Source organism: Hymenobacter sp. (assembly GCF_031398885.1).
In the GTDB taxonomy this organism is placed as follows: domain Bacteria; phylum Bacteroidota; class Bacteroidia; order Cytophagales; family Hymenobacteraceae; genus Hymenobacter.
This window is the reverse complement of sequence record NZ_JANNOD010000011.1, coordinates 20,862-40,199: the sequence shown is the minus strand read 5'-3', so window position 1 is coordinate 40,199 and position 19,338 is coordinate 20,862. Positions and strand designations below refer to the sequence as shown.

The 19,338-nt window shown below is 61.6% G+C and carries 25 protein-coding genes; 20 read left to right on the top strand and 5 right to left on the bottom strand.

Translation table 11 applies throughout. From position 1 onward, the window contains the following. Nucleotides 1–7 precede the first annotated feature (7 nt). A complete protein-coding gene (locus tag RMO51_RS01495) occupies nt 8–1,204 on the bottom strand; it encodes an ImmA/IrrE family metallo-endopeptidase (RefSeq protein ID WP_310391376.1) in 1,197 nt (398 codons plus the stop codon). 279 nt (nt 1,205–1,483) lie between these two features. Here RMO51_RS01495 and RMO51_RS01490 point away from each other — a divergent pair, with 279 nt between their 5' ends. Next, nucleotides 1,484–2,515 carry a type IV toxin-antitoxin system AbiEi family antitoxin gene (locus RMO51_RS01490; RefSeq protein WP_310391373.1) on the top strand — a complete coding sequence of 344 codons (1,032 nt, stop codon included), beginning with the start codon at nt 1,484–1,486 and terminating at the stop codon, nt 2,513–2,515. After that, nucleotides 2,487–3,407: a nucleotidyl transferase AbiEii/AbiGii toxin family protein gene (locus tag RMO51_RS01485; protein ID WP_310391372.1), complete on the top strand. Its 921-nt coding sequence runs from the start codon at nt 2,487–2,489 to the stop codon at nt 3,405–3,407. The genes RMO51_RS01490 and RMO51_RS01485 overlap by 29 nt, the downstream gene beginning before the upstream one ends. Nucleotides 3,408–3,534: 127 nt before the next feature. Here the strand turns inward: RMO51_RS01485 and RMO51_RS01480 are convergent, their stop codons facing one another. The 4 genes from RMO51_RS01480 to RMO51_RS01465 form a co-directional block, all read right to left on the bottom strand. Next, nucleotides 3,535–4,539, bottom strand: coding sequence for a hypothetical protein (locus RMO51_RS01480; RefSeq protein ID WP_310391370.1), 1,005 nt, complete (start codon nt 4,537–4,539; stop codon nt 3,535–3,537). 51 nt (nt 4,540–4,590) lie between these two features. Next, nucleotides 4,591–5,067, bottom strand: a complete 477-nt coding sequence (locus RMO51_RS01475; RefSeq protein WP_310391368.1) for a M15 family metallopeptidase — start codon at nt 5,065–5,067, stop codon at nt 4,591–4,593. Beyond that, a complete protein-coding gene (locus RMO51_RS01470; RefSeq protein ID WP_310391367.1) occupies nt 5,054–5,236 on the bottom strand; it encodes a hypothetical protein in 183 nt (60 codons plus the stop codon). Before RMO51_RS01470 ends, RMO51_RS01475 begins: the two co-directional genes overlap by 14 nt. 1,168 nt (nt 5,237–6,404) lie before the next feature. Continuing rightward, nucleotides 6,405–6,812 (bottom strand): SLOG family protein, encoded by a 408-nt coding sequence (locus RMO51_RS01465; protein WP_310391365.1) that lies wholly within the window; start codon nt 6,810–6,812, stop codon nt 6,405–6,407. 205 nt (nt 6,813–7,017) lie between these two features. Here RMO51_RS01465 and RMO51_RS01460 point away from each other — a divergent pair, with 205 nt between their 5' ends. The 18 genes from RMO51_RS01460 to RMO51_RS01380 all read left to right on the top strand — a co-directional run bounded on the left by RMO51_RS01460 (nt 7,018) and on the right by RMO51_RS01380 (nt 19,314). Next, the gene (locus tag RMO51_RS01460; protein WP_310391363.1) at nt 7,018–7,470 is read left to right on the top strand and encodes a hypothetical protein; all 453 of its coding nucleotides are present in this window, start codon (nt 7,018–7,020) and stop codon (nt 7,468–7,470) included. After that, nucleotides 7,463–7,777, top strand: coding sequence for a hypothetical protein (locus RMO51_RS01455; RefSeq protein WP_310391362.1), 315 nt, complete (start codon nt 7,463–7,465; stop codon nt 7,775–7,777). Before RMO51_RS01460 ends, RMO51_RS01455 begins: the two co-directional genes overlap by 8 nt. 352 nt (nt 7,778–8,129) lie before the next feature. Further along, entirely contained in the window at nt 8,130–8,438 is a 309-nt protein-coding gene (locus RMO51_RS01450) for a hypothetical protein (RefSeq protein ID WP_310391360.1), read from the top strand. Nucleotides 8,439–8,488: 50 nt separating this feature from the next. Further along, complete coding sequence (locus RMO51_RS01445) at nt 8,489–8,692, top strand: hypothetical protein (protein ID WP_310391358.1); 204 nt, start codon at nt 8,489–8,491, stop codon at nt 8,690–8,692. 63 nt (nt 8,693–8,755) lie between these two features. Beyond that, complete coding sequence (locus RMO51_RS01440) at nt 8,756–9,439, top strand: hypothetical protein (RefSeq protein WP_310391357.1); 684 nt, start codon at nt 8,756–8,758, stop codon at nt 9,437–9,439. Between the two features lie 120 nt (nt 9,440–9,559). Continuing rightward, complete coding sequence (locus tag RMO51_RS01435; protein WP_310391354.1) at nt 9,560–9,808, top strand: hypothetical protein; 249 nt, start codon at nt 9,560–9,562, stop codon at nt 9,806–9,808. Between the two features lie 41 nt (nt 9,809–9,849). Continuing rightward, on the top strand, nt 9,850–10,545 hold the full coding sequence (locus RMO51_RS01430; RefSeq protein ID WP_310391352.1) for a PD-(D/E)XK nuclease-like domain-containing protein: 696 nt from the start codon (nt 9,850–9,852) through the stop codon (nt 10,543–10,545). 35 nt (nt 10,546–10,580) lie between these two features. After that, complete coding sequence (locus RMO51_RS01425; RefSeq protein ID WP_310391350.1) at nt 10,581–10,901, top strand: YegP family protein; 321 nt, start codon at nt 10,581–10,583, stop codon at nt 10,899–10,901. A 993-nt stretch (nt 10,902–11,894) separates the two neighbouring features. Further along, on the top strand, nt 11,895–12,068 hold the full coding sequence (locus RMO51_RS01420; protein WP_310391348.1) for a hypothetical protein: 174 nt from the start codon (nt 11,895–11,897) through the stop codon (nt 12,066–12,068). A gap of 117 nt (nt 12,069–12,185) precedes the next feature. Further along, the gene (locus RMO51_RS01415; protein ID WP_310391347.1) at nt 12,186–12,533 is read left to right on the top strand and encodes a YciI family protein; all 348 of its coding nucleotides are present in this window, start codon (nt 12,186–12,188) and stop codon (nt 12,531–12,533) included. 6 nt (nt 12,534–12,539) lie between these two features. Next, the gene (locus RMO51_RS22555) at nt 12,540–12,917 is read left to right on the top strand and encodes a YciI family protein (RefSeq protein ID WP_409025024.1); all 378 of its coding nucleotides are present in this window, start codon (nt 12,540–12,542) and stop codon (nt 12,915–12,917) included. A 95-nt stretch (nt 12,918–13,012) separates the two neighbouring features. After that, nucleotides 13,013–14,023 carry a hypothetical protein gene (locus RMO51_RS01410; RefSeq protein WP_310391343.1) on the top strand — a complete coding sequence of 337 codons (1,011 nt, stop codon included), beginning with the start codon at nt 13,013–13,015 and terminating at the stop codon, nt 14,021–14,023. Nucleotides 14,024–14,064: 41 nt separating this feature from the next. Then, nucleotides 14,065–14,337 carry a UBP-type zinc finger domain-containing protein gene (locus tag RMO51_RS01405; RefSeq protein WP_310391342.1) on the top strand — a complete coding sequence of 91 codons (273 nt, stop codon included), beginning with the start codon at nt 14,065–14,067 and terminating at the stop codon, nt 14,335–14,337. 61 nt (nt 14,338–14,398) lie between these two features. Then, on the top strand, nt 14,399–15,310 hold the full coding sequence (locus RMO51_RS01400) for a DUF5996 family protein (protein ID WP_310391340.1): 912 nt from the start codon (nt 14,399–14,401) through the stop codon (nt 15,308–15,310). A gap of 49 nt (nt 15,311–15,359) precedes the next feature. Next, entirely contained in the window at nt 15,360–15,596 is a 237-nt protein-coding gene (locus RMO51_RS01395; RefSeq protein WP_310391339.1) for a hexameric tyrosine-coordinated heme protein, read from the top strand. A gap of 42 nt (nt 15,597–15,638) precedes the next feature. Beyond that, on the top strand, nt 15,639–17,024 hold the full coding sequence (locus RMO51_RS01390; protein WP_310391337.1) for a 4Fe-4S dicluster domain-containing protein: 1,386 nt from the start codon (nt 15,639–15,641) through the stop codon (nt 17,022–17,024). A gap of 126 nt (nt 17,025–17,150) precedes the next feature. Continuing rightward, nucleotides 17,151–17,936, top strand: coding sequence for a succinate dehydrogenase cytochrome b subunit (locus RMO51_RS01385; protein ID WP_310391335.1), 786 nt, complete (start codon nt 17,151–17,153; stop codon nt 17,934–17,936). A gap of 40 nt (nt 17,937–17,976) precedes the next feature. Next, nucleotides 17,977–19,314: an NAD(P)/FAD-dependent oxidoreductase gene (locus tag RMO51_RS01380; RefSeq protein WP_310391334.1), complete on the top strand. Its 1,338-nt coding sequence runs from the start codon at nt 17,977–17,979 to the stop codon at nt 19,312–19,314. Nucleotides 19,315–19,338 lie beyond the last annotated feature (24 nt).

Below are 19,338 nucleotides of genomic sequence, written 5' to 3'. Positions count from 1 at the left end.
TTTTGACCTAAGCGTACAGTAAAGATTTGAGCGGTTTGGTTAATTCAGCAATAAGCTCCCCATTTTCCAGAGCAAAGCCATACTGGCTTATGGTATGGCCTGCTGAAGGAGAATGCTTACGAGCCAGTATCCAAGCAGAACGGTTCTTGGGCATGGCAAAAGCGCATTGAGTATAGATGATACTGGGATGTACCTGATTGTCGGCAGCAAACCGGGTCACATACTCATCATCATGGAGATGGTATTTTATCTGCGCGACTTTCTCACGGGAAAACAAGTATTCACCGGCAAAATTATTGGCCTCCCGCTCCCGCTCCTGAACCGAAAGCTGCTTGTTCTCATCATCAGTTATGTGGTACTGATTCAGCTTAATATCATCCCAATCGAATAAAACGTGAAAAAGCTCGTGGAACAGAGCAAACCATAGTGTCGGGTAAAAGCCGACGAAATCAGTTACTACCACACACGGCTTCCCGTCATGATTAAATGTAGCTCCGCGTAGTTGCAAGCCGGGCATTGACGGCTGTAGTACAACCGTAACTCCCACTCTATGTAGCAGCTTGATTACTTCCGCTAAGCCATGCTCCTCATTGGTTGTAAACCACCGTAGGCGCGGGAAAAGCTTTACAAGCTCTGCGCGGTCATATGGATACAGATTATCTATTTCCGTGAAGCAGGCTTGGGCGGCTTTAATCCATACTGCCCGTGTGAGTTCGTTCTTTGGTTCGTAAGTACCCACACAAAAGGCTACATCGACTGCCGGCTTACGATATTCCAAAATGGATTTCAGCCCTAAGCGGGCAGTTAACCTCTTCTCAATATGAGCAAAATCGGTGATGTTCTCAATCCACCCTGCTTTACGCAACGCAGCCAAGTCAAAGTAGGACTTGATAAATTCAACTTTGGTTGCCGAAATTGTACTTGTCGGAAAATGCTTCTCAACCCCATCCAAATAAAGATTCACAATCTTTTCGCGGGGTAATTGTACGAAGCTCGCCAGCTTGCTGATAATGGTAATGTCAATTACCTTCTGAGTGCCGTTCAGTATTCCGTTCAAAGCCCGGAGCTGAACTCCCAAAATCCGGGCAGCAGTTGTAGGAGAGACACCGAGTGCCTGTACCTTATAATCAAAAAGTTCGCGGAGCGTCTGCGATGGAAACAAGCCACCCAACAGAGCATCGACTTCTTTATACTTGTCGTCCATTGCCAGTGAGTGCAGGTGATTGATGCAGGATTGCATTGGCAAATGTATTGCATTTCAATTGCAGAACAAGACTTTTGCAGAAAATAAATGCAGGATTGCATCGACAATATCATCATCTAGCTAACAGCTTCGTTGCTACCACCTTTTTCATTGCGCGTACCAATCGGCGTAGGAGCCAGGGGTTGAGGCCTCTGCCAGAACGAAACGCTCACTGGGGCGCAAGCCGCAACGCCCCTCATTCTGTCTACTTTTACTATCTTGTCTACATAAAACAGACACATGGAAAAAGATAGACAACCCACTGCTACGCGGGTCCTGCTCACCCAGGTAAAAACCGCCCTCAAAACCGTGCTAGGCAAGCGGCTCACTATTCAGATAGCCACCGATGAGCACAAGCAGCCCACCATAACGGTAGGCAAGCAAGCCGTTTTTACCGTCGAGGTGAAAGAGCAGGCACTAAAAAATGTCACCCCTCTGCTGGCTTTGTGGCCCCACCCGCCCGCGCAGCCCTGGGTACTGGTCACCACCTACGTGCCCGATGAGATGGGCCGGCAGCTGCGCCAGCACGGCTTGTGCTACGCCGACACCGCCGGCAACGCCTGGCTTCAGCACCCGGACGCCGGCTTGTTCGTCCTCGTGCAGGGCCAGCCCCGCCCCCGCAAAGAAGCCACCGCCACCACGGCCGGCCGGGCGTTCCGCAAAAGCGGCCTGCGCGTGCTCTTCCACCTGCTCACCCAGCCCGACCTCGTCCGCCAGCCCTACCGCACCATTGCCACCCGCACCGACACGCCCGTGGCCACCGTGGGCCAGGTCATGCTCGACCTAATCCAGCAGGGCTTCCTGCTCGACGAAGAGCCGCGCCAGCTATTGCGCCGCCCCGAGCTGACCCAGCGCTGGGTAGCCGGCTACGGCGACACGCTCCGCCCACACCTTGCCCCCCAACGCTACCGCTGGCTCGATGCCGACCAGGCTGCCGGCGGCTGGCAAAACCAGCCTCTGGGCGCCGCTACCTACTGGGGCGGCGAACCGGCCGCCGCCCTGCTGCTCGATGGCTACCTGCGGCCCGAGTTCTTCACCCTCTACAGCACCGCCACCCGCCCGGCCCTCATGCGCCAGCTGCGGCTGGTGCCCGACCCCACCGGCAGCGTGGAAGTCCTGGAACCCTTCGACCAGCGCCTGAATTTCCACCACCCCACCAGCCAGTGCGTGCCCCCCCTGCTGGTGTACGCCGACCTGCTCCTGAGCGGCGACGCCCGCAACCGCGAAGTCGCCCAAAAACTCCATGCTCGATATCTCCACCATCCCGCCTGAGCGGCGCTTCCCCTCGGGCCTCGACCGGGTGCTGCCCGCCCTAACCCGTGGCCTGCACCACCTCGGCCTCGACTTCTTTCTGGTCGGTGCCGTCGCCCGCGACCTGTGGCTGGATTCGGCTCTCGGGGCCGCGCCGCGCCGCCGCACCACCGACGTGGACCTGGCCGTGCTTATTGCCCACGAAGCCGAGTACGAGCAACTGCGTGCCTGGCTGGTCGCCCACGAGCAGTTCACCGCCCCCGCCAGCAGCGCCTTCTGCCTGATTCACGAGCCCACCGGCATCCAGGTCGACCTGATGCCCTTTGGCGGCATTGCCGACGCCGAGGGCCGCGTCCAGGTCGCCGGCCAGGGCCTGAGCCGCATTTCTGTTGTCGGCCTGGCCGAAGTACTGGCCTCCGCTGCCCCCGTCAAAGTAAACGAGCAGATTACCTGGCAGGCCGTCACCCTGCCGGGCCTGGTAACCTTGAAGCTGCTGGCCTGGGACGACCGCCCCGAGCAGCGCGGCAAAGACGGCACCGACCTGCGCCTGATTCTGCAGCATTACCACGCCCTCATCGAATCCGACATCATCGAGCGCCACTACGAGCTGCTGATTGCCCAGGACCCGCAGGAAGAAGAGCTGATGCAAATGGTTGGAATCCGCGTGCTGGGCCAGGAGCTGCAAACCCTCGTCACCGTGTCGCCTCCGCTCCGAACCCGCCTCCACAACATTCTCACCCAGGAAATCCAGCTGGCCGCCGCCAGCCGCCTGGCCCTGGCCATGTCCCAGCGCATCAGCCCCACCGATAAAACAAGCCCCACGGTTGGCCAAAGCCAGAAGTGGCTCCGGGCGCTGGTAACCGGGTTAGCCGATGACCTACTGCCACCGGACCAGCCTACTGCTTATAACTGAAAACAATGACGGAGCCAGCCAATCGGACATCACGCCCGGCCAGCTGGCCCCGTTGTTTGTGGCGGTGTAAGCTCCGGCTACTTACCGGCCCGGTCACGCTTCTCGTCCACGAGCTGCAAAACCCCATTTACGGCAGCGTGGACACCTTTCCGCCAATCTGCGCAAGCCGCGCGAGATAGGCAGTGGGGTCAAGCAGCTGATAGGGGAAATAGAGCCCGGCTGGGGTTGACGGCTTGCCGTCAAGGCCTAAAAGCCGTTCAAGCACCATGGCGACACCGAGGCCCGTCAGCGGCATTTGCCCTGCCGGATGCACCACCGCATGCCGGGTGCGAAGCGGCCGGCCCGCCGGGTCCTCCCCCGTGAGTTCGATGAGTATCTCGGTGGACAGCGGCTCGCCGCGGCGACGGGTCGAGCTAACCCCCAACGCGAGATGAAATTGCACGTTCGGGGCACCGGTCGCATTCGCCAGGCCGACCACGTCGTAGGGGGAGAAGGCCACCGCCGCCATCTCCGTGCCGTCCACGGCGCGGAACGTGGCCTTGGCCTCGTCGCCCGCGCGCCACACGTAGCGGCCGTTGCGGCGGGCAAGCGCCGCCGGCATGGTCTTCGTTTGGCGCTCCAGGTCGGCTTCGGCCGCCGGGCCGAAGGCATCCTGCTCGTCGAGCAGCGCGCCGATGGTGATGTCGTGCACCCGCCCGAACGCCTTGGCGAATTCGAGCGTGGGGACCGTCGTGGCCCCGACCAGCCACTCCGTGCCGAGCACGACCGGCGCGGCCTGCGGCCGGTGGATGTAGGCCGCCACTTCGGGAGCCATTTCGTTGATACCGGGCGAGATACTCAAGTGCGGCACGCCGCGGGCTTGGGCGAACCGGAGCGCGGCCGTCCGTTCGTCCGTAAACAGGACGGCCACGGCACTGACCGGGCGCTCGCCGAGGCCCAGGTCATCGGCGGCCAGGTCGAGCGCAACGCCCTGCGCCTCGCCCGCCTCGGCCGCGGCTTGCTCGGCCTTGACGAGGTCGCGCCCGCCAATCAGCAGCGGCACCGAGGGATGGGCGGCGCGCAGGAACCGGGCCGCCCAGCGGCCGACAATTCCGGAGCCACCGACCAGCAGAATGGGAGTTGAGGACATCATACTATCGGTTGTTAAACACGTTGATGGAGGCAATCTGCCAGTCATACTACGTCACACCTCGAAATGCGGCCGGTCCTTAAACTTCGACCAGTCGCCGCCCCAACGTACCCGCGCATCGGCCGCTTTCATCAGCCGGGCAAACTTGGAGAGCAGCAGCCCCGACCACGACACCGACCCATCAACCAGCAGAAAGGCCACGTCCAGTGCCGGCGTGGGTACCTTGTTGTGGTTGGATTCTCCTCCACGCTTATAAGTCACCACCGGCCCCGGCTTGCTGCGCCCTTGCTCAAAAAGCTCATTCTGACGCTCAGGGCTACGGTAGCACTCCGTGATGATGGGCAGCCCGGCCAGCCGAAGCATTGGGTCACCGACCCAACGACGCAGCGCCTCCGAGTAAGCCACCGCTAGGCTCGGCACCGCCTGGCGCAGCCTTGCCGCCTGACTTTTCACCTGCGCGGGCGTCAGCACCGGGACCCAACGCCGCGGCTTCAGCGCGGCCTTAGTAACGGCGGGCTTAGTCGGCGACATGGACAGAGTCGGTAGGGGAGGCTTGAACAGGAGTAGCAGGTAATGCTGGGGGCACCACTACCGCCCCCACGGCCGGCAGCTTAACCACCGATTCGGGCTTCTGAAACATCTTGCGCACCGTGGCATAAATCGTCACCACCCCCACCACCACCTGAATAACGACGTGCACGAAGGTTTCGATTTCGTTAGCCGTGGGCGGCGTAAAGGCCGAGGTTCCGATTTCCCAGACCGCACTGGTACTGAGTATCTGGCCAATATGACCAAGTTTTGAGCTACTGAACAACATGGCTTACTGAAGTAGATGTTAGAAAATATACTTTAGTGCAAATTTACGTAAACACCGGCTACTTAGGCCACCGAATTGAACTGCCAGCATAATTGTATTTTTAAGGGCGCATCCCCCTCCGCTCCCGCTGGTCGCTCCGGGGGTCGGGCTGTACGCCACTGCGCTTCGCTGCGGCCCTGCGGGCACCTCCCGCTGGTCGGTTGGCTCCCATCCTTTGCGCATTTCTTCAGCGACTAACTGACTCGCCAGCCGCAAACCGCCAGCGGGTCGGGCAGCACCTGAAAACGGCGCAGCCCGCCCCTACCGAAGCCCACCGCTCGCGCCGGCCGCGGCTGCGCATCGGGGCTGCGGAGCCCTCCGTTTGCTCCCTCTCTCCCGTTGGTCGTTCCATCGCTCACTATGGGCCCTACGCCCCGACGCTTCGCCCCGTCCCGCGCTCTGTCTTCCTGCCTGCTCCCGACCCAGCGAAGCTGCAGCACCACCGCCAACGGGCCGGCCCGCTTCCAAAAAGTCAGCCAGCCGCCCCTACCGCAAACCCGCGGGAACCCCTCGAGGGCAGGCCCACCTCATTCCGGGCCGGGCGGCCAGACTGCGCTCCATTCGGCCGGCCTCTCCCCACCCGCATTCCACTGATTCAAAAGCAACCACGTACCCACCGCAAGAAGTCTGGAGCAGCGCCGGTTTCACCAGTGACCGAGCCAGGGCGCGGCTTGATTCGGCCCAGGACTCAACAGCGGCAGCAGCGGCCCCTGGCCGAATGCGGTGCCCTTCGGGCGGTGCTCATCGGGGAGTCCCCCGAGCCCCCGTACTGCCCTCCGCTTTGCTCTAGGCTGCCTCGGCTTCCGCAGCCGGAAAAGGCTGCTCCTACCTCATAAGGCGCCCTTCAGGCGCGTGGTGCGGCTGCGCGCGCACCGGGGGCCTCATGGCCGGCCCCCGAACCCCCTGGCCGTGGGCATTTAGGGTTTGTTGGGTGGGGGTACCCCGGCGGGGTGCCCGCGCAGCTGCCACCATCAGGGCCAGCGGTGGCCACCGCCACCACCGGCGGCGGGGCTCACAGACCCAGCCCGCCCGGCACCGGCACAGCCCCAGGCGCAGGGGCCGCCAGCCACTCGCAGCGCCGGCCCAGGGCCACGGCGGCGCGGGCGGCGCTTAGCGTGCCCTGGCTTTTCCCATCCCACACCACCAGCACCACGCTGGCCGCCGCCACTATTGCCGCGTTCCGCACGTGGGGCGCGGCCGGGCCGTGGGTGCGGTAGTCGGGCCGCAGCACCCACAGCGGCACCCCGTTGGCCCGCGCCCATTCCGCGCCCAGCGTGTCGGCCCCGGCCGCGCCGCCACTCACCACCTGGGCAGGGGCCAGTTCCGTCAGCCGGGCCAGCAGCGCCGCGCACCGCGTCATGCTTCGGCTGCCTACCACCGCCACTACCAGCCCACCAGCAGGCGCTACTATATTTTGCATATTTTTCATACCACAAGTTACAACACAGAAGTGTATTTTGGCGCATATTGTGAATAAATATTTACCTACTTTGGTGTATCAATTACTACTTTAGTGCGTATATTTGTAAGGTAGTCGGGGGAGAGGCCCCCGGCGCTTTGCGCCAGCGGCGCGTGCTGGGCCCGGCCCGCACCGCAGCGCATTTCATACCTAACCCTTACAGGTCATGTTGTCCCATTTTCAATTTGCAGAGCTGGCCGCCGCCGCCTGGTGTGGTCCCGCACTTCATACCGCCGGCGTCCACGTCAGCATTTCCGGGCCCGTCAGCCGCCCGCAGTTCGGGGTTCACTATTTCGTTGCGCAGGCCGGCACCGAGTACGGTTGGGCGGGCTACTTTTCTTGCGGCGTTTCATGCCCCTTTGCTGCCATAGCTGCCGCCGTGGCCAGCTATGCGCAGGCTGCGCAGGAGCAGGCCGCCGGGCTGGCCCTGCTGGCCGAGGCCGCCCAGGGCCATGCCGCCCGCGTGTTGTCGGCCGCCGAGCAGGCATTCAGCGGTGCGCCGGCCCTCCCGGAGGAAGCCGCGTCCGAGATTGTTTGCGTGGTGTGCCAGGAAGGACGCGACGCGCTGGGCCAGTGCGGGTGCTGCTACGTCCGCGCTTCCGAGCCGGCTTATGCTTAGCCAGTGTGCCCCTGCCATTGCCGCTCCCGCATTGGGGGCGGCTCTATTGGCCCCGCTCACGCCCTACGAGGTGCTGGCCCGCGCACAGTCGGCCAAGTTCGATGCCGACCGGGCCTTGTGGGAGGTGCGGGATAACGACTTCGGCCCCGGCCGTTTTCGCCGCCTGCTGGCCGCCGCCCGCCGCCGTCAGGCCGCCCGCGCCGCTTATGGCGTCGCCGCCGCTGCCTACCACGCCACGCCCAGGGCAGCCGCCGAACGGGCCGCCCGCACCGCCTACGCCGCCAGGTACGGCACCCCCATTCACTAGCCACTGGCCCGCGCCCCGTTGCGCGGGCCCCTTCTGCCCCCACCATGCCCGCTTGCCTCGACCCCAGCTTTCCACAGGTCGCCGCCGCCTGCTTTCCCTTGCCCGGCTGCTCGGTAAGCGGCTACGCTTTCGCCCAGGGCACCCGCTACAACCTCACCATTCACACCCCGGCCGGCGCGGGCTGCCCCAGCCAGTACCACGGCACCGGCCGCAGCTGCTACGAGGCCCTGGCCGCCGCCGTGGCGCTTTTCCACGCCAGCGCCCACGCCTACCCTGCTACGGCCGCCCACGCCGGGCCCATCCATCAACCAGAGGCCGCCCGCCCAGCGCCGGCCCTATTTCTCCAGCTTCCATGCCTAAGACTACTTACCAACCCCATTTGCTGGACCCGCACAGCGCCCAGCCGCAGCCCGTCAGCCCCGCCAACGGCCGCAGCTTCAAGCTGGCCGAATTGTACACCATGCTGGACTGCCAGCGCGTGGACGTGGTGCGCCTCACGCCCGAGCTGATTCTGATAATCGACGACGAAGGCAAGTTCCGCAGCCCGGCCTACCTCAATCTGCTGGCCACCTACCTCTGGCACCAGCACCAGCCCGCCGCCCGCGGCGTCGACTGCATCGTGGGCCGCGCCATCCTATGCCACGACAATCAATTCCGGTAGCCACCCAGGGGCCGGCCCCACGACACCGGTCCCGCCTTCCCCCTTCGCCCATGAAAGCCCCCACTTTCCGCGCCTACGTCCGCCGCGACGCTCAGGCCCACGGCGCGCCCTACGTGTGGCAGATGCGCCAGCCATTCAGCGCCGCCACTGCCAACGACCTGCACCCGACCCGGCAGCAGGCCATCAGTGCCATCATCCGCGACGCCCGGCACTTCCAAACCATTCACGAAAGCCCCGACCCCAGCAGGAGCTAATCAAAAACGGCGTAGGGGCCGGCCGACAACTGGCCCCGCTTTTTCATCCCAATCATCGCCCACATGGCAACTCCCAAAACCACCGCCGCAGGTGCCGCCGCAGCCGCGCCCGCCGCAACCCTTACCGCCACCCCGCAGCCCAGCCGCGCCTACCTCACGGCCGCCTTGGACCAGGACAGCGGCGAAGTCACCGAAACCAGCCGCTTCCGCTACCTGACCGGCCACCCGCGCCAGATTCGTTTCGACGCGAAGGCCGGCCAGTTCAACATCGGCGGCGTTACCCCGCTCGGCAACTCGCTCGAATTCGTGCCCCTGGCCTGGCGCATCTTTCAGGACAACATTCTGAACATGGGCCGCAAGACCTGGGCCGAGCTGTTTTTTGTCGATGCGAAGGGGGCCGTTTGCGCCGTGCTGTTCCACGGCTACAGCGTCGAAAACCTGTACCGCCTGATTGAGCCGCTGTTTTACGACGACCTGACGTTGGCCGACGTGAAGGTGAAAATCAGCGCCGAGAAGAAGCAGACCATCAAGGACGAGAAAACGGCCACCTACTACATCGCCCAGTTCAGCTACACACCCGCCGACCCGGCCGAGGTGCAGGCCCTGCGCGAGTTCGCCGAGGACTTCCCCATCTGGCGCGAAGAGACCTACACCGGCCTGGCCGAAATCAAGACCAGCGCCGGCTACGCCGTGCCCCAGGCCGACGAGCAGCCCGCCCTGCTACTCGAAGCGGCCGAAGCGGCCTAGCCTACCGGGCGGGGCCAGCACCGACACAGCTGGCCCCGCCCGAACCGGCGGGTCCCTTCGACGACACCGCCAGAACCGCCAGGGCGAGGCCCAACTTTTCACCGCTTCATTTTCACGCTCATGCTGCAACTTCCCGAACTCCGCCAGGAGCAGATGCCTAATTCCGCCGACGAGGCCGCCCGCCTAGCGGAGCTGGCCCAGCTGCTCGCTGCCACCGCCCCGCTGCCCGACGTGCGCGACCTCGCGCCCGCCGTGCGCCGCCTTTTCCCCGAGCCGGCCTACCAGGTCGGCTGCGGCGGCTCCCACATCTGGCTGCACCGCGCCGAAGAGTCCAGCCGCCTGGCCTGCATCATCGACCAGCACCAGTAGCCCCCGATTCTCCACCATTCCGTCATCGAGCCCCCGCCATCATGTTTCACGCCCTCACCCATCACCCCGACCTGACCCAGGCCCAGCACCGCGCTTTACCCTACGTCAGCAACACCGACCTAAGCACGCTCAAAAATGAGCTGTTGGGCCTCACCCGCCAACCCAACCCCGTGGCCCTAGCCTACGGCACCCACTTCCACACCGCCGTGCTGGAGCCCCCGCACTACGCCCGAACCCAGGAGCGCGGCATTAAGTGGGCTGACTTGGAGACATTGGCGCGGCAAGTGCGGCGGCAGCGGTATTGCCGCGATATCTTATATCGGGGCCAGGCCGAACAGTCCTACACCGCCACGCACACGGCCACCGGCGTAGAGGTCAAGCTCCGCCCCGACCTCCTGGTACGCAGCCCTGCCGGCCGCTGCCTCACCCTCATCGACTTCAAAACCACCAGCAGCCCCGACCTGCCCCACTTCCTGGCCACCATCGAGAAGTACGACTATGACCGCCAGGCTGCCCTGTACCTGGACGTGCTCGGGGCCACGCGCTTCCTCATCATCGGCGTGCAAAAGAAGGCTCCGCACGAGGTTTGGCGCGTCGAGCTAACGGCCACGCCTGGCCCCATCGAGCAGGGCCGCAAAAAGTACAACACGCTGCTGCGCCACTACGCCCGGCAGGCTCACGAAGTGCCCCACACTGCGCAATTGGGAACCGTCGCGCCGTTGGCGCAGGCCGCTTAACTTGCCCACGCATCCTACCCAAATTCGTTCATCTAATGGCAACCTTTCAAATTTTCCAGAGCAGCGGCCACCATTGGTACCGCCTGCGTGCCGACAACGGCGAAATTGTCCAGTCCAGCGAAGGCTACACCAGCAAAGCCGCCTGCGAGAACGGCATCCAGAGCGTCAAAGCTAACTGCCAGCCCCACTGCTTCGAGTCGTTTCTTGAATCCGGCCAGTACGGGTTCAACCACGTGGCGGCCAACGGCGAAACCATCGGCCGCAGCGAGAAGTACACCACCGCCCAGGCCCGCGACCACGGCATCCAGGTGGTGCTGCGTGAAGCTCCTGAGGCCCCAATACAGAACTTGGATTAGTCATCTTGTCTACAGCAAGAAAGCCTGCTGGCAAGTTTCCAGCAGGCTTTCTTGCTGTCTGAATTTGTCCAGAAAAATGGCCGTGGCTATTGGGGAATTCGGCGCGGTTGACTCTTGTGCCGCGCATTTCCTTCTTGCACACCCGGTTTGGGGTTTTAGCTGGTTGAGGTGGTCGGCTAAATCTGGACAGAACGAGGTAGTGTCTTTCCTTCGTCATGATAGATGCACCAAACCCCGGCAAACGCCGCAAATGATAATGCGGTCCTTAGTGCCGAAGCCCTACGCCTAGATACGTAAAGCCGCTTGACACAAGCAAAGGCGCGGGCGCTGAATCTAAACCCTAAGCGGCTCGCTCTATCAATAGCAGAAAGCCGCTAAAGCGCCGACGGCGGCGTTGGGTGTGGCCCCGACCCGGCCATCGCACCGAGCCGCGCCAGTTGCGGGCGGCCAACGCAGGAGCTGCTCCATGAAATCAGTCGCCGGCGGAGCCGCGCGCCGTGCGTCCTCGTCAAGCACTCCGTCGAGCTTGAGCGTAGTAGCGATGCGCCCGGCCGCCAGCTGTCCGCCTGGAGACGTGCGACCCGCCGGTAACGCCCTTGCCGTCGCGACCGCTACTGCCGAAGGCCGACAATCACGTTGTGCGGCCCGTCACTCATTATTCGCAAGCAGGTGTAAGACCTGACTGCACTGGGCGTGCCGCGCGCCGCCCCATACAGTTCGAGGAATCCGGCCCTGCCACGCTGGGTGTGTATTCTAAAAATGCTCTCTATTTCGTGGATACGCTCGCTAATCCGCTACATAACGTGTGATTATTAAGGTCTAAAATAACATAATTATCTAGAAATCAATATTTTGTGCGGGTGGCACGGCCCTTGTAACCCACTGAGCACCTCTCCTTGCGTTGCATCCGCCGATGGAATTTGGGAGAACAGTTGGTCGCTTCGCGGCTTGGCGCACCACCAACACTTCATCTCACCCTTAAAACCGTCCGCTATGAACCCGCAATTGGTCGAGTTCCCTATTGAAACTACCCGCAATGAGTTGGACGAACCGCTCAAGCATAGCGCAAGCGTCACGTTCCCAATTCTAGCAGAGAGTTTGGCCGAAGGCGAAGAATATATAGCGGATGGGGCAAGAATGACTGACCAACTTCTTACTCAAGATTAAAGACCAGCTTCAAGCACAACATCTATTCATTACCAAGGCGAAAATAGCAATCTGCTCGACAGGACCTCACTGCTTCATTGGGATGAATTGAATCAGCGAACAAAGAAAATCCCGAAAATGAGCGAATTCTTATTGGTGTTTCGCCGGGATTATCAGACGCCGGGACTACAGCCGAACCCCGAGCAGCTGCAAGAGCATCTCAAGCACTGGGCCGACTGGTTCCGCAGCTTGGCGGCGCAGAATAAACTGGCCAATACGGTACAGCGCTACGATAGCCAGGGCAAATTTCTCAGCTGCCACGATGTGACCAGCGGACCCTTTACCGCCAGTGGAAACTCGGTGGGCAACCTCATTCTGCTACGGGCCCGGGATTACCAGGAAGCCGTCGCGCTAGCGCAGGGCTGCCCTATTCTGGACCTGGGCGGTACGGTCGAAATTCGTCAGATAGTGCAACTTCCTGTATAACCTAGAATGCTTGTACCGGCAGGCGCGCACTATGTTGAAAACAATTCTATGGACGAGTTTTTACTGCTGGTTCGCAGCTGCTACCCAGCCAAGCGGGTGCCGTTACGAGCGCACCTTGGCCCACCGCTTCCGCTTTGGCCGGAATGGGTGGCCCATCTGAAAGCCAGCGGCAGCTTGGTGGCCCTGCCCACCCATTTGGCCAAGACAGGGAGGATTCTGACAAAAAACCAAGCCGTAGCCGAAGGGCCTTACAGAGAGGGAGAAGTAGTTATTTACGGCTTATTCCTCATCAAGGCCCCTGATTACGAAGCGGCTACTAAGATTGCCCAAGGCTGCCCCGTGCTAGCCGTGGGCGGTACCGTCGAGGTGCGCCGGGCGTTGTAGCGCTTTCTTTCCGTGCTCCACCTCCAACACCATTGACTCCATTCCTCGCTATGCACACTGGAAATGGATACACAGCCTTACCAACCGCCTTAATCATGGGAACCCTCGACGTAAACATGCTGAACGTACGCCCCATTCTGCTGGACTTGCAGGCGCAACTACAGGCATTTGATGTTTCGGAAAACGTTTACCTGAGTTGTTCAAGCGCCGGCAGCGGGGCGAATCCGACCACCTCGCAACGCCGGGTAAATGCGCTCGGCATTAACGAAGAAGAGTTGCCCGCGATTCTGCGGCTGCTGGGCATTCGCAGCCTGAGCTTAAGTGCCCGGCACGACCTGCGTGCGCTGGCCGCCTTCAACGTAGAGATTCCGGCCAATGCCGCGAGCGAGCTGTGCCAGTGGTGCTACCTGCGAAACGAGGCCGTCATCACGGAATTGCGGGCCTTGTTTCAGCATTGCCGGACGGTGGCCTTCGACGAGTGGGCGACCCTGAGCGGTGCCTCCGACTTGTGGGATGGCTTGTTGGTGGACGTCATCAAACCACTGGGCAAGCCGGACCTGGAATTCATTTTCTACCTGGGTGACTCAGGGAGGAAGCTTTCCTTTCAGGTTGATGAGGCGCTGGATATCATCAGCGACTTCGCGCAGCACGGGCAGGTTACGTTCGCCCTCGACGAAGGCGAGGCCATTAAGCTGTGGATGGTGTTCAACGGTGTGCACCCGGATACGCCGACTGCCCCACAGAACTACCCGGACCGGAAAAAGAAGTATTTCTCCATCTTCCGCATGATGCGCATCACGCGGCTGCTCATCTACTCAGCGAATGAAGTCCTGCTGTTGACCAATCAGCAGCAATTCGTCCTGGCTCGCCACAAGGTGGCTACCAGCATCGAGCTCGGTGCGGCCGCGCGGCAGGATTTCATCGCCGGCTTTAGCCTCGGCATGCTGCTGCGGCTCGATGTTGCGCACTGCATTGCGCTGGGGCTCCTGGTCTTTGGGAGTGCCGGCGAACGGCAGGCCAATCCGACCCCTCAGGACTTACTAACCTATATCAACCAGTGGATAGAAGAATTGCAAAAGCCGGAAATCATCCACCTGTATCAATAGGAACGGCTCTCTTACTATCTGCTTACCTGCTTCAAAAAACGATGCGTACGTCCTGTTTGCATCTGATTAGTCTGGATACTACTCAGCTTAAATCAGCTCCTTACCATGTCTGTCCCGAATGCGCGGCCCTAGGCGACAGCTGGGTGCATCTGCGGGTGTGCCAGGCGTGTGGCCACGTGGGCTGCTGCAACGACTCCAAGAATCAGCACGCGGCCCAGCATTTCCGTGCTACCCACCACCCCGTCATTATTTCGGCTGAACCCGGCGAGCGCTGGGCGTGGTGCTACCCCGACCAGCGATTCAGGAAATACTAGCCGGCCATGTGTTTCACCAACCCCTCATGCCTAATACTCCGCGTTGGGGCTTCCCTTTGCTATGAACCAACCCGTCAACTCCTGGCCTTCCCTCCCGGCCGATTCCTGGACCGACACCCGCCTGACGTTGCACCGCTGGACCCAGATGGTGGGCAAAACGCGGTTGGCCCTGAGCCCGATGCTCAACCACTGGTGGCAGGTGGTGCTTTACGTGACGCCGCGCGGCCTAACCACGGGGCCCATGCCCTACGCGGCGGGCAGCTGCGAAATCGTGTTCGACTTCCGAGCCCACCAGCTGCAGCTGCACACCGACGACGGCCAAACCCATCAGCTAGCGCTGGAACCCTGTTCCGTGGCCGAATTCTATCGGCGGTACCAGTTCCTACTGCGCGAGGCCGGTATCAGTGTGAAAATCTGGCCCGTGCCCGTAGAAGTGGCCGATATTACCCCGTTTGGCCAGGACTACCATCATCGCTCCTACGACGCAAGGGCCGTGGAAGCCTTCTGGGACATCATGCTGCGGGTCGACCAAGTACTCAGCGAGTTCCGCAGCCCCTTCCTGGGCAAGTGCAGCCCCGTACATTTTTTCTGGGGCAGTTTCGATATGGCCGTAACGCGCTTCACGGGCCGGCCCGCACCACCGCACCCCGGCGGGGTGCTCCACGAAGCCCCTTGGGTGACCCAAGAGGCGTATTCGGCCGAGCAGTGTTCGGCCGGCTGGTGGCCGGGGAGCGACGACCAAGAATCGGCCTTCTACTGCTACCATTACCCTGGTCTGCCGACGCTGACCGAAGCCAACATCAAGCCCAGCGCCGCTTATTTCAGCGCCGAGCATGGCGAGTTTCTGCTGCCCTACGAGGCCGTGCGCACGGCCGCCAATCCCCGGCAGGATGCCCTGGATTTTCTGCAAAGCACCTACGAAGCCGCCGCTACTCTCGCCCACTGGAACCGGGCCGCCCTTGAACGCGCCTAAAGCAGGTCCTTGCTAATCTTCCATTCAACCTCTTAATTCTTTTTTAAGCATGGACCCCATCACCTTGATTCCGAACAACACCCTTGTTACCGCGACGCCGGAGGAGGGCCGCCAGTTAGCCGTGCACATCAGCCGGCTCATTGTGAAAGCGACTCAGCCAGATGCTCAGCGCCGCGAGCAGTTGCGCGACGTGTACGCCAACGACGCGGCGATGCTGCTAGCCGTCACCCAAACGGTGGCCCTGGAATTTGCCACCATTGCCGCCGCTAATAATTACTGGAAATAGCAGCCAGCTGCTTTATCCACCACCGGCTCCAGCAAATCACTCATGCACTTCTCTCTTCAGAATGTCCTCTTTCTGGTGCTGGTGGCGGTGGGCTTCGGCCTATTTGCCTGGCAGGCGCGGCAAATCCGGGCCAACATTTTGGTGGGGCGCGACCGGGATATGAGCGGCCGGCGGCCTGAACGGGCCTGGAAAACGCTGCTTGTGGCGTTTGGCCAGCGCAAGATGTTCACGCGCCCGACGCCGGCCCTGCTGCACCTGGTGGTGTACGTGGGCTTTCTGACCATCAACTTTGAAGTGCTGGAAATGCTGCTCGATGGGGTCTTGGGCACGCACCGGCTGCTGGGCTTTGCCGGTTCCTTTTACGCGGCCCTGGTGGGCACCAACGAAATCCTGGGCGTGCTGGTGGTGCTGGCCGTGGCGGCGCTGTGGTGGCGGCGCAACGTGAGCAAAATCCACCGTTTCACCGGCGTGGAAATGCGGGCCTGGCCCCGACTCGATGCCAACCTTATCCTTTATGCCGAAGGCGTGCTCATGGCCGCGCTATTCCTCATGAACGCCGCCGACCTGAAGCTGCATCAGTTGGCGGGCCAGGTGCTGCCGGGTGCCTACCCAATCAGCGGCATGCTCGTGGGGCTGCTGCCAGATAATGTGGGGGCTCTCGCCCTATTGGAGCGAATAGGCTGGTGGGTCCACATTATCGGCATCCTGGTGTATCTCAACTACCTGCCCAGCTCCAAGCACTTTCACATCATCCTGGCATTTCCCAACGCGTGGTACTCGCGGCTGGTGCCGCCGGGGCAGTTTTCCAACGTGGAAAGCATTACCCACGAGGTGCGGGCCATGCTGGACCCGGACTACGTGGTGCCGGCCCCGGCCCATAATTCCGATGGCTCCGTCGCCGCCCCGGCAACCTTTGGGGCCCAAGACGTGGATGACCTGCCCTGGACCAGCCTACTTAATGCCTACGCCTGCACCGAGTGCGGCCGCTGTACCTCCGTCTGTCCCGCCAACCTGACGGGCAAGCTGCTTTCGCCGCGCAAAATCATCATGGACACCCGCGACCGGGTGGAAGAAAAGCATCATTCCCTGCTCATCTTTCAACCTAATTTGTACGGCCCGGAAGCCAAGCACGCTGCGCCAGAGGCGGCGAATAAGGAGGCTCGTTTCTTGTTGCGCGGCTACGTGATGCCCGAGGAATTATGGGCCTGCACCACCTGCAACGCTTGCGTGGAAGCCTGTCCCGTGAGCATCAATCCGCTGGAAAGCATCCTTGAGATGCGCCGTTTCCTGGTACTGGAAGAATCATCCGCGCCGCACGCGCTCAACACGATGTTTGCCAATATCGAAAACAACGGCGCGCCGTGGGCTTTCTCGCCCTCCGACCGCTTCAATTGGGCCGACGACTTGTTTGTGGCCGCAAAGGCCTGACGCCGTCGCATCTGCCGCATGGCCTAGCCTTGGCCAACGGCTGTCGCTGGTACTGCTGCAAGGCCACCCCTTGATACACCGGACGCCGGCGCTTTGACTGCCGCTTCGTTCCTATTCCCACTGCTCATGAACTGGCTCACCAAAACCTTGTCTAGTAGCATTGGTCGCAAGATTAGCATGTCCTTAACGGGCTTGTTTCTCTGCTCGTTCCTCCTCGTGCACGTGTCCATTAACTTGATGATGCTGGTGCCCGACGGGGGCAACATGTTCAATATCTGGGCGGAGTTCATGGCCACCAACCCGGTCATCCGCAGCCTGGAAGTGGTGCTTATGCTGGGGTTGCTGGCGCATGCCTATCAGGGACTGAGCCTCGCCGTCACGAACCGGAAGGCACGCGGCACGGTGGCCTACGTGGTCAACCACGCGGAGCAGAATTCGCGCTGGGCATCGCGCAACATGGCCTTGCTGGGCACCTTGCTGCTGCTTTTTCTAGGCGTGCACCTGATGAACTTCTGGATGCGCTCCCGCTTCGAGCTGATGGGCGGCCTGGCGGAAGTGCACATTCTGCACGTTGACCACCCCGTGAAGGACCTGTATTCACTGGGCGCGGCCTCGTTTAAAATTCCGTGGTACGTCGCCCTCTACGTGCTGGCGCAGGTGGCCCTGGGCTACCACCTGTGGCACGGCTTCCGCAGCAGCGTGCAAAGCCTGGGGCTCAACCACCGCAAATACAACCCGGTGCTTTACGGCACGGGGTACGTTTTCTCGGTGGTTGTGCCGCTGCTATTTGCGCTTATTCCGCTGGTCATCTTCTTCAGTTCGGCCTACCAGCCGCGCGAAGCGACGCGCAACATCATCAACCATTCGCTGAAGGCCAAGCCTACTGTACAACAGCCGCCAGCGGCCGAGTGACATTCCTGACCTGCCCTACGGCCATTTAATCACCCGTATTATGTATCAACTAACGGAATCATCTCTGAACGTGCCAAGAACCAACAAGCCGCGGGTGGTTGTCATCGGAGGCGGATTTGGGGCGGTAAATTTCGTGCAGCGGCTGCCGGAGCACGATTTTCAAGTCGTCATGCTCAGCAAGCAGAACTACCACGGCTTCTGGCCTCTGCTCTACCAGGTGGCTACGGCCAGCGTGCAGCCGGAGTCCATCGCCGAGCCCATTCGCAAGCTGTTCCGGCACCACCCGGACTTCCACTTTCGCGCCGTGCCCGCAACCAGCGTCGACACGGGGGCTAAAACGGTGACGACCTCGCTGGGCGTGGTGCCCTACGATTATCTGATTATCGCCACGGGCACCCAGGCGAACTACTTTGGCAACGAGCAAATCCGGCAGCACGCCTTTGTTCTTAAAGACCTCGGCGACGCGGTGAACCTGCGCAGCCAGCTACTGCAAAGCCTGGAGCAAGCCAACGTCGCGCAGGAACCTGCCCTACGCCAGGCCTTGCTCAACATCGTGATTGCGGGCGCGGGCCCCACGGGCGTCGAGTTGGCGGGCTCCCTGTCCGAGATGCGCCGGCACGTACTGCCCTGTGACTATCCGGGGCTGGATTTCCGGGAGATGCACATCTACCTCATCGACGGTGCCTCCCGCGTGCTAAACACACTCTCTTTAGAGGCGAGCCATCAAGCCCAGCAAGACCTGGAGGAGTTGGGCATTATCGTCAAGCTCGATGAATTGGTCACTTCTTACGATGGTCAGAACGTGACCTTAAGAAGCGGCGAGCAAATTGCCGCGCAAACGTTGGTGTGGGCGGCTGGCGTGACGGGTGCCCTCATTGAGGGATTGCCGGAAAGCGCGAAAGCGCGGGGCCGCTACCTCGTCAATCACTTCAGCCAGGTGCGAGGGTACGAAGAGGTGTTTGCAATTGGCGATGTCGCCCTGATGAAGGTGGATAAGTGGCCCGGCGGGCACCCGCAAGTGGCTCAGCCCGCCATGCAGCAAGGGCGCCACTTGGCCAGCAATTTCCGGCGCCTCCTCCAGGGCGACGCGTTCGAGCCGTTCGAGTACTTCAACAAAGGCGACCTGGCCGTTATCGGGCGCAGCCGAGCCGTGGGCGATTTGCCGGGGGGCTATCATTTGAGCGGCTTTGTTGCCTGGATGTCGTGGCTGTTCGTCCACATCTTTTTTCTGATAGGCTTTCGCAATAAGGTAGTGGTGCTCATTGACTGGCTCTATCAACTCGTTACGTTCCAGCGCAGCAACCGCATCACTATCCTACCTCTCAGCCGGCCGTCGGCCATAGTGGAGGAGGAAACCCTCCACGTAGGCGCACGCTGAAGGGCACCTCTTCAAAGCAGCCCT

What these genes read in the sequence shown, in the direction of transcription:
- RMO51_RS01455 (WP_310391362.1), top strand. Translation starts at nt 7,463, where the DNA reads ATGCTTAGCCAGTGTGCCCCTGCCATTGCCGCTCCCGCATTGGGGGCG.
- RMO51_RS01450 (WP_310391360.1), top strand. Translation starts at nt 8,130, where the DNA reads ATGCCTAAGACTACTTACCAACCCCATTTGCTGGACCCGCACAGCGCC.
- RMO51_RS22555 (WP_409025024.1), top strand. Translation starts at nt 12,540, where the DNA reads ATGCTTGTACCGGCAGGCGCGCACTATGTTGAAAACAATTCTATGGAC.
- RMO51_RS01395 (WP_310391339.1), top strand. Translation starts at nt 15,360, where the DNA reads ATGGACCCCATCACCTTGATTCCGAACAACACCCTTGTTACCGCGACG.
- RMO51_RS01495 (WP_310391376.1), bottom strand. Translation starts at nt 1,204, where the DNA reads ATGGACGACAAGTATAAAGAAGTCGATGCTCTGTTGGGTGGCTTGTTT.
- RMO51_RS01435 (WP_310391354.1), top strand. Translation starts at nt 9,560, where the DNA reads ATGCTGCAACTTCCCGAACTCCGCCAGGAGCAGATGCCTAATTCCGCC.
- RMO51_RS01490 (WP_310391373.1), top strand. Translation starts at nt 1,484, where the DNA reads ATGGAAAAAGATAGACAACCCACTGCTACGCGGGTCCTGCTCACCCAG.
- RMO51_RS01420 (WP_310391348.1), top strand. Translation starts at nt 11,895, where the DNA reads ATGAACCCGCAATTGGTCGAGTTCCCTATTGAAACTACCCGCAATGAG.
- RMO51_RS01405 (WP_310391342.1), top strand. Translation starts at nt 14,065, where the DNA reads ATGCGTACGTCCTGTTTGCATCTGATTAGTCTGGATACTACTCAGCTT.
- RMO51_RS01445 (WP_310391358.1), top strand. Translation starts at nt 8,489, where the DNA reads ATGAAAGCCCCCACTTTCCGCGCCTACGTCCGCCGCGACGCTCAGGCC.
- RMO51_RS01415 (WP_310391347.1), top strand. Translation starts at nt 12,186, where the DNA reads ATGAGCGAATTCTTATTGGTGTTTCGCCGGGATTATCAGACGCCGGGA.
- RMO51_RS01410 (WP_310391343.1), top strand. Translation starts at nt 13,013, where the DNA reads ATGGGAACCCTCGACGTAAACATGCTGAACGTACGCCCCATTCTGCTG.
- RMO51_RS01480 (WP_310391370.1), bottom strand. Translation starts at nt 4,539, where the DNA reads ATGATGTCCTCAACTCCCATTCTGCTGGTCGGTGGCTCCGGAATTGTC.
- RMO51_RS01460 (WP_310391363.1), top strand. Translation starts at nt 7,018, where the DNA reads ATGTTGTCCCATTTTCAATTTGCAGAGCTGGCCGCCGCCGCCTGGTGT.
- RMO51_RS01430 (WP_310391352.1), top strand. Translation starts at nt 9,850, where the DNA reads ATGTTTCACGCCCTCACCCATCACCCCGACCTGACCCAGGCCCAGCAC.
- RMO51_RS01475 (WP_310391368.1), bottom strand. Translation starts at nt 5,067, where the DNA reads ATGTCGCCGACTAAGCCCGCCGTTACTAAGGCCGCGCTGAAGCCGCGG.
- RMO51_RS01485 (WP_310391372.1), top strand. Translation starts at nt 2,487, where the DNA reads ATGCTCGATATCTCCACCATCCCGCCTGAGCGGCGCTTCCCCTCGGGC.
- RMO51_RS01425 (WP_310391350.1), top strand. Translation starts at nt 10,581, where the DNA reads ATGGCAACCTTTCAAATTTTCCAGAGCAGCGGCCACCATTGGTACCGC.
- RMO51_RS01385 (WP_310391335.1), top strand. Translation starts at nt 17,151, where the DNA reads ATGAACTGGCTCACCAAAACCTTGTCTAGTAGCATTGGTCGCAAGATT.
- RMO51_RS01380 (WP_310391334.1), top strand. Translation starts at nt 17,977, where the DNA reads ATGTATCAACTAACGGAATCATCTCTGAACGTGCCAAGAACCAACAAG.
- RMO51_RS01465 (WP_310391365.1), bottom strand. Translation starts at nt 6,812, where the DNA reads ATGCAAAATATAGTAGCGCCTGCTGGTGGGCTGGTAGTGGCGGTGGTA.
- RMO51_RS01400 (WP_310391340.1), top strand. Translation starts at nt 14,399, where the DNA reads ATGAACCAACCCGTCAACTCCTGGCCTTCCCTCCCGGCCGATTCCTGG.
- RMO51_RS01440 (WP_310391357.1), top strand. Translation starts at nt 8,756, where the DNA reads ATGGCAACTCCCAAAACCACCGCCGCAGGTGCCGCCGCAGCCGCGCCC.
- RMO51_RS01390 (WP_310391337.1), top strand. Translation starts at nt 15,639, where the DNA reads ATGCACTTCTCTCTTCAGAATGTCCTCTTTCTGGTGCTGGTGGCGGTG.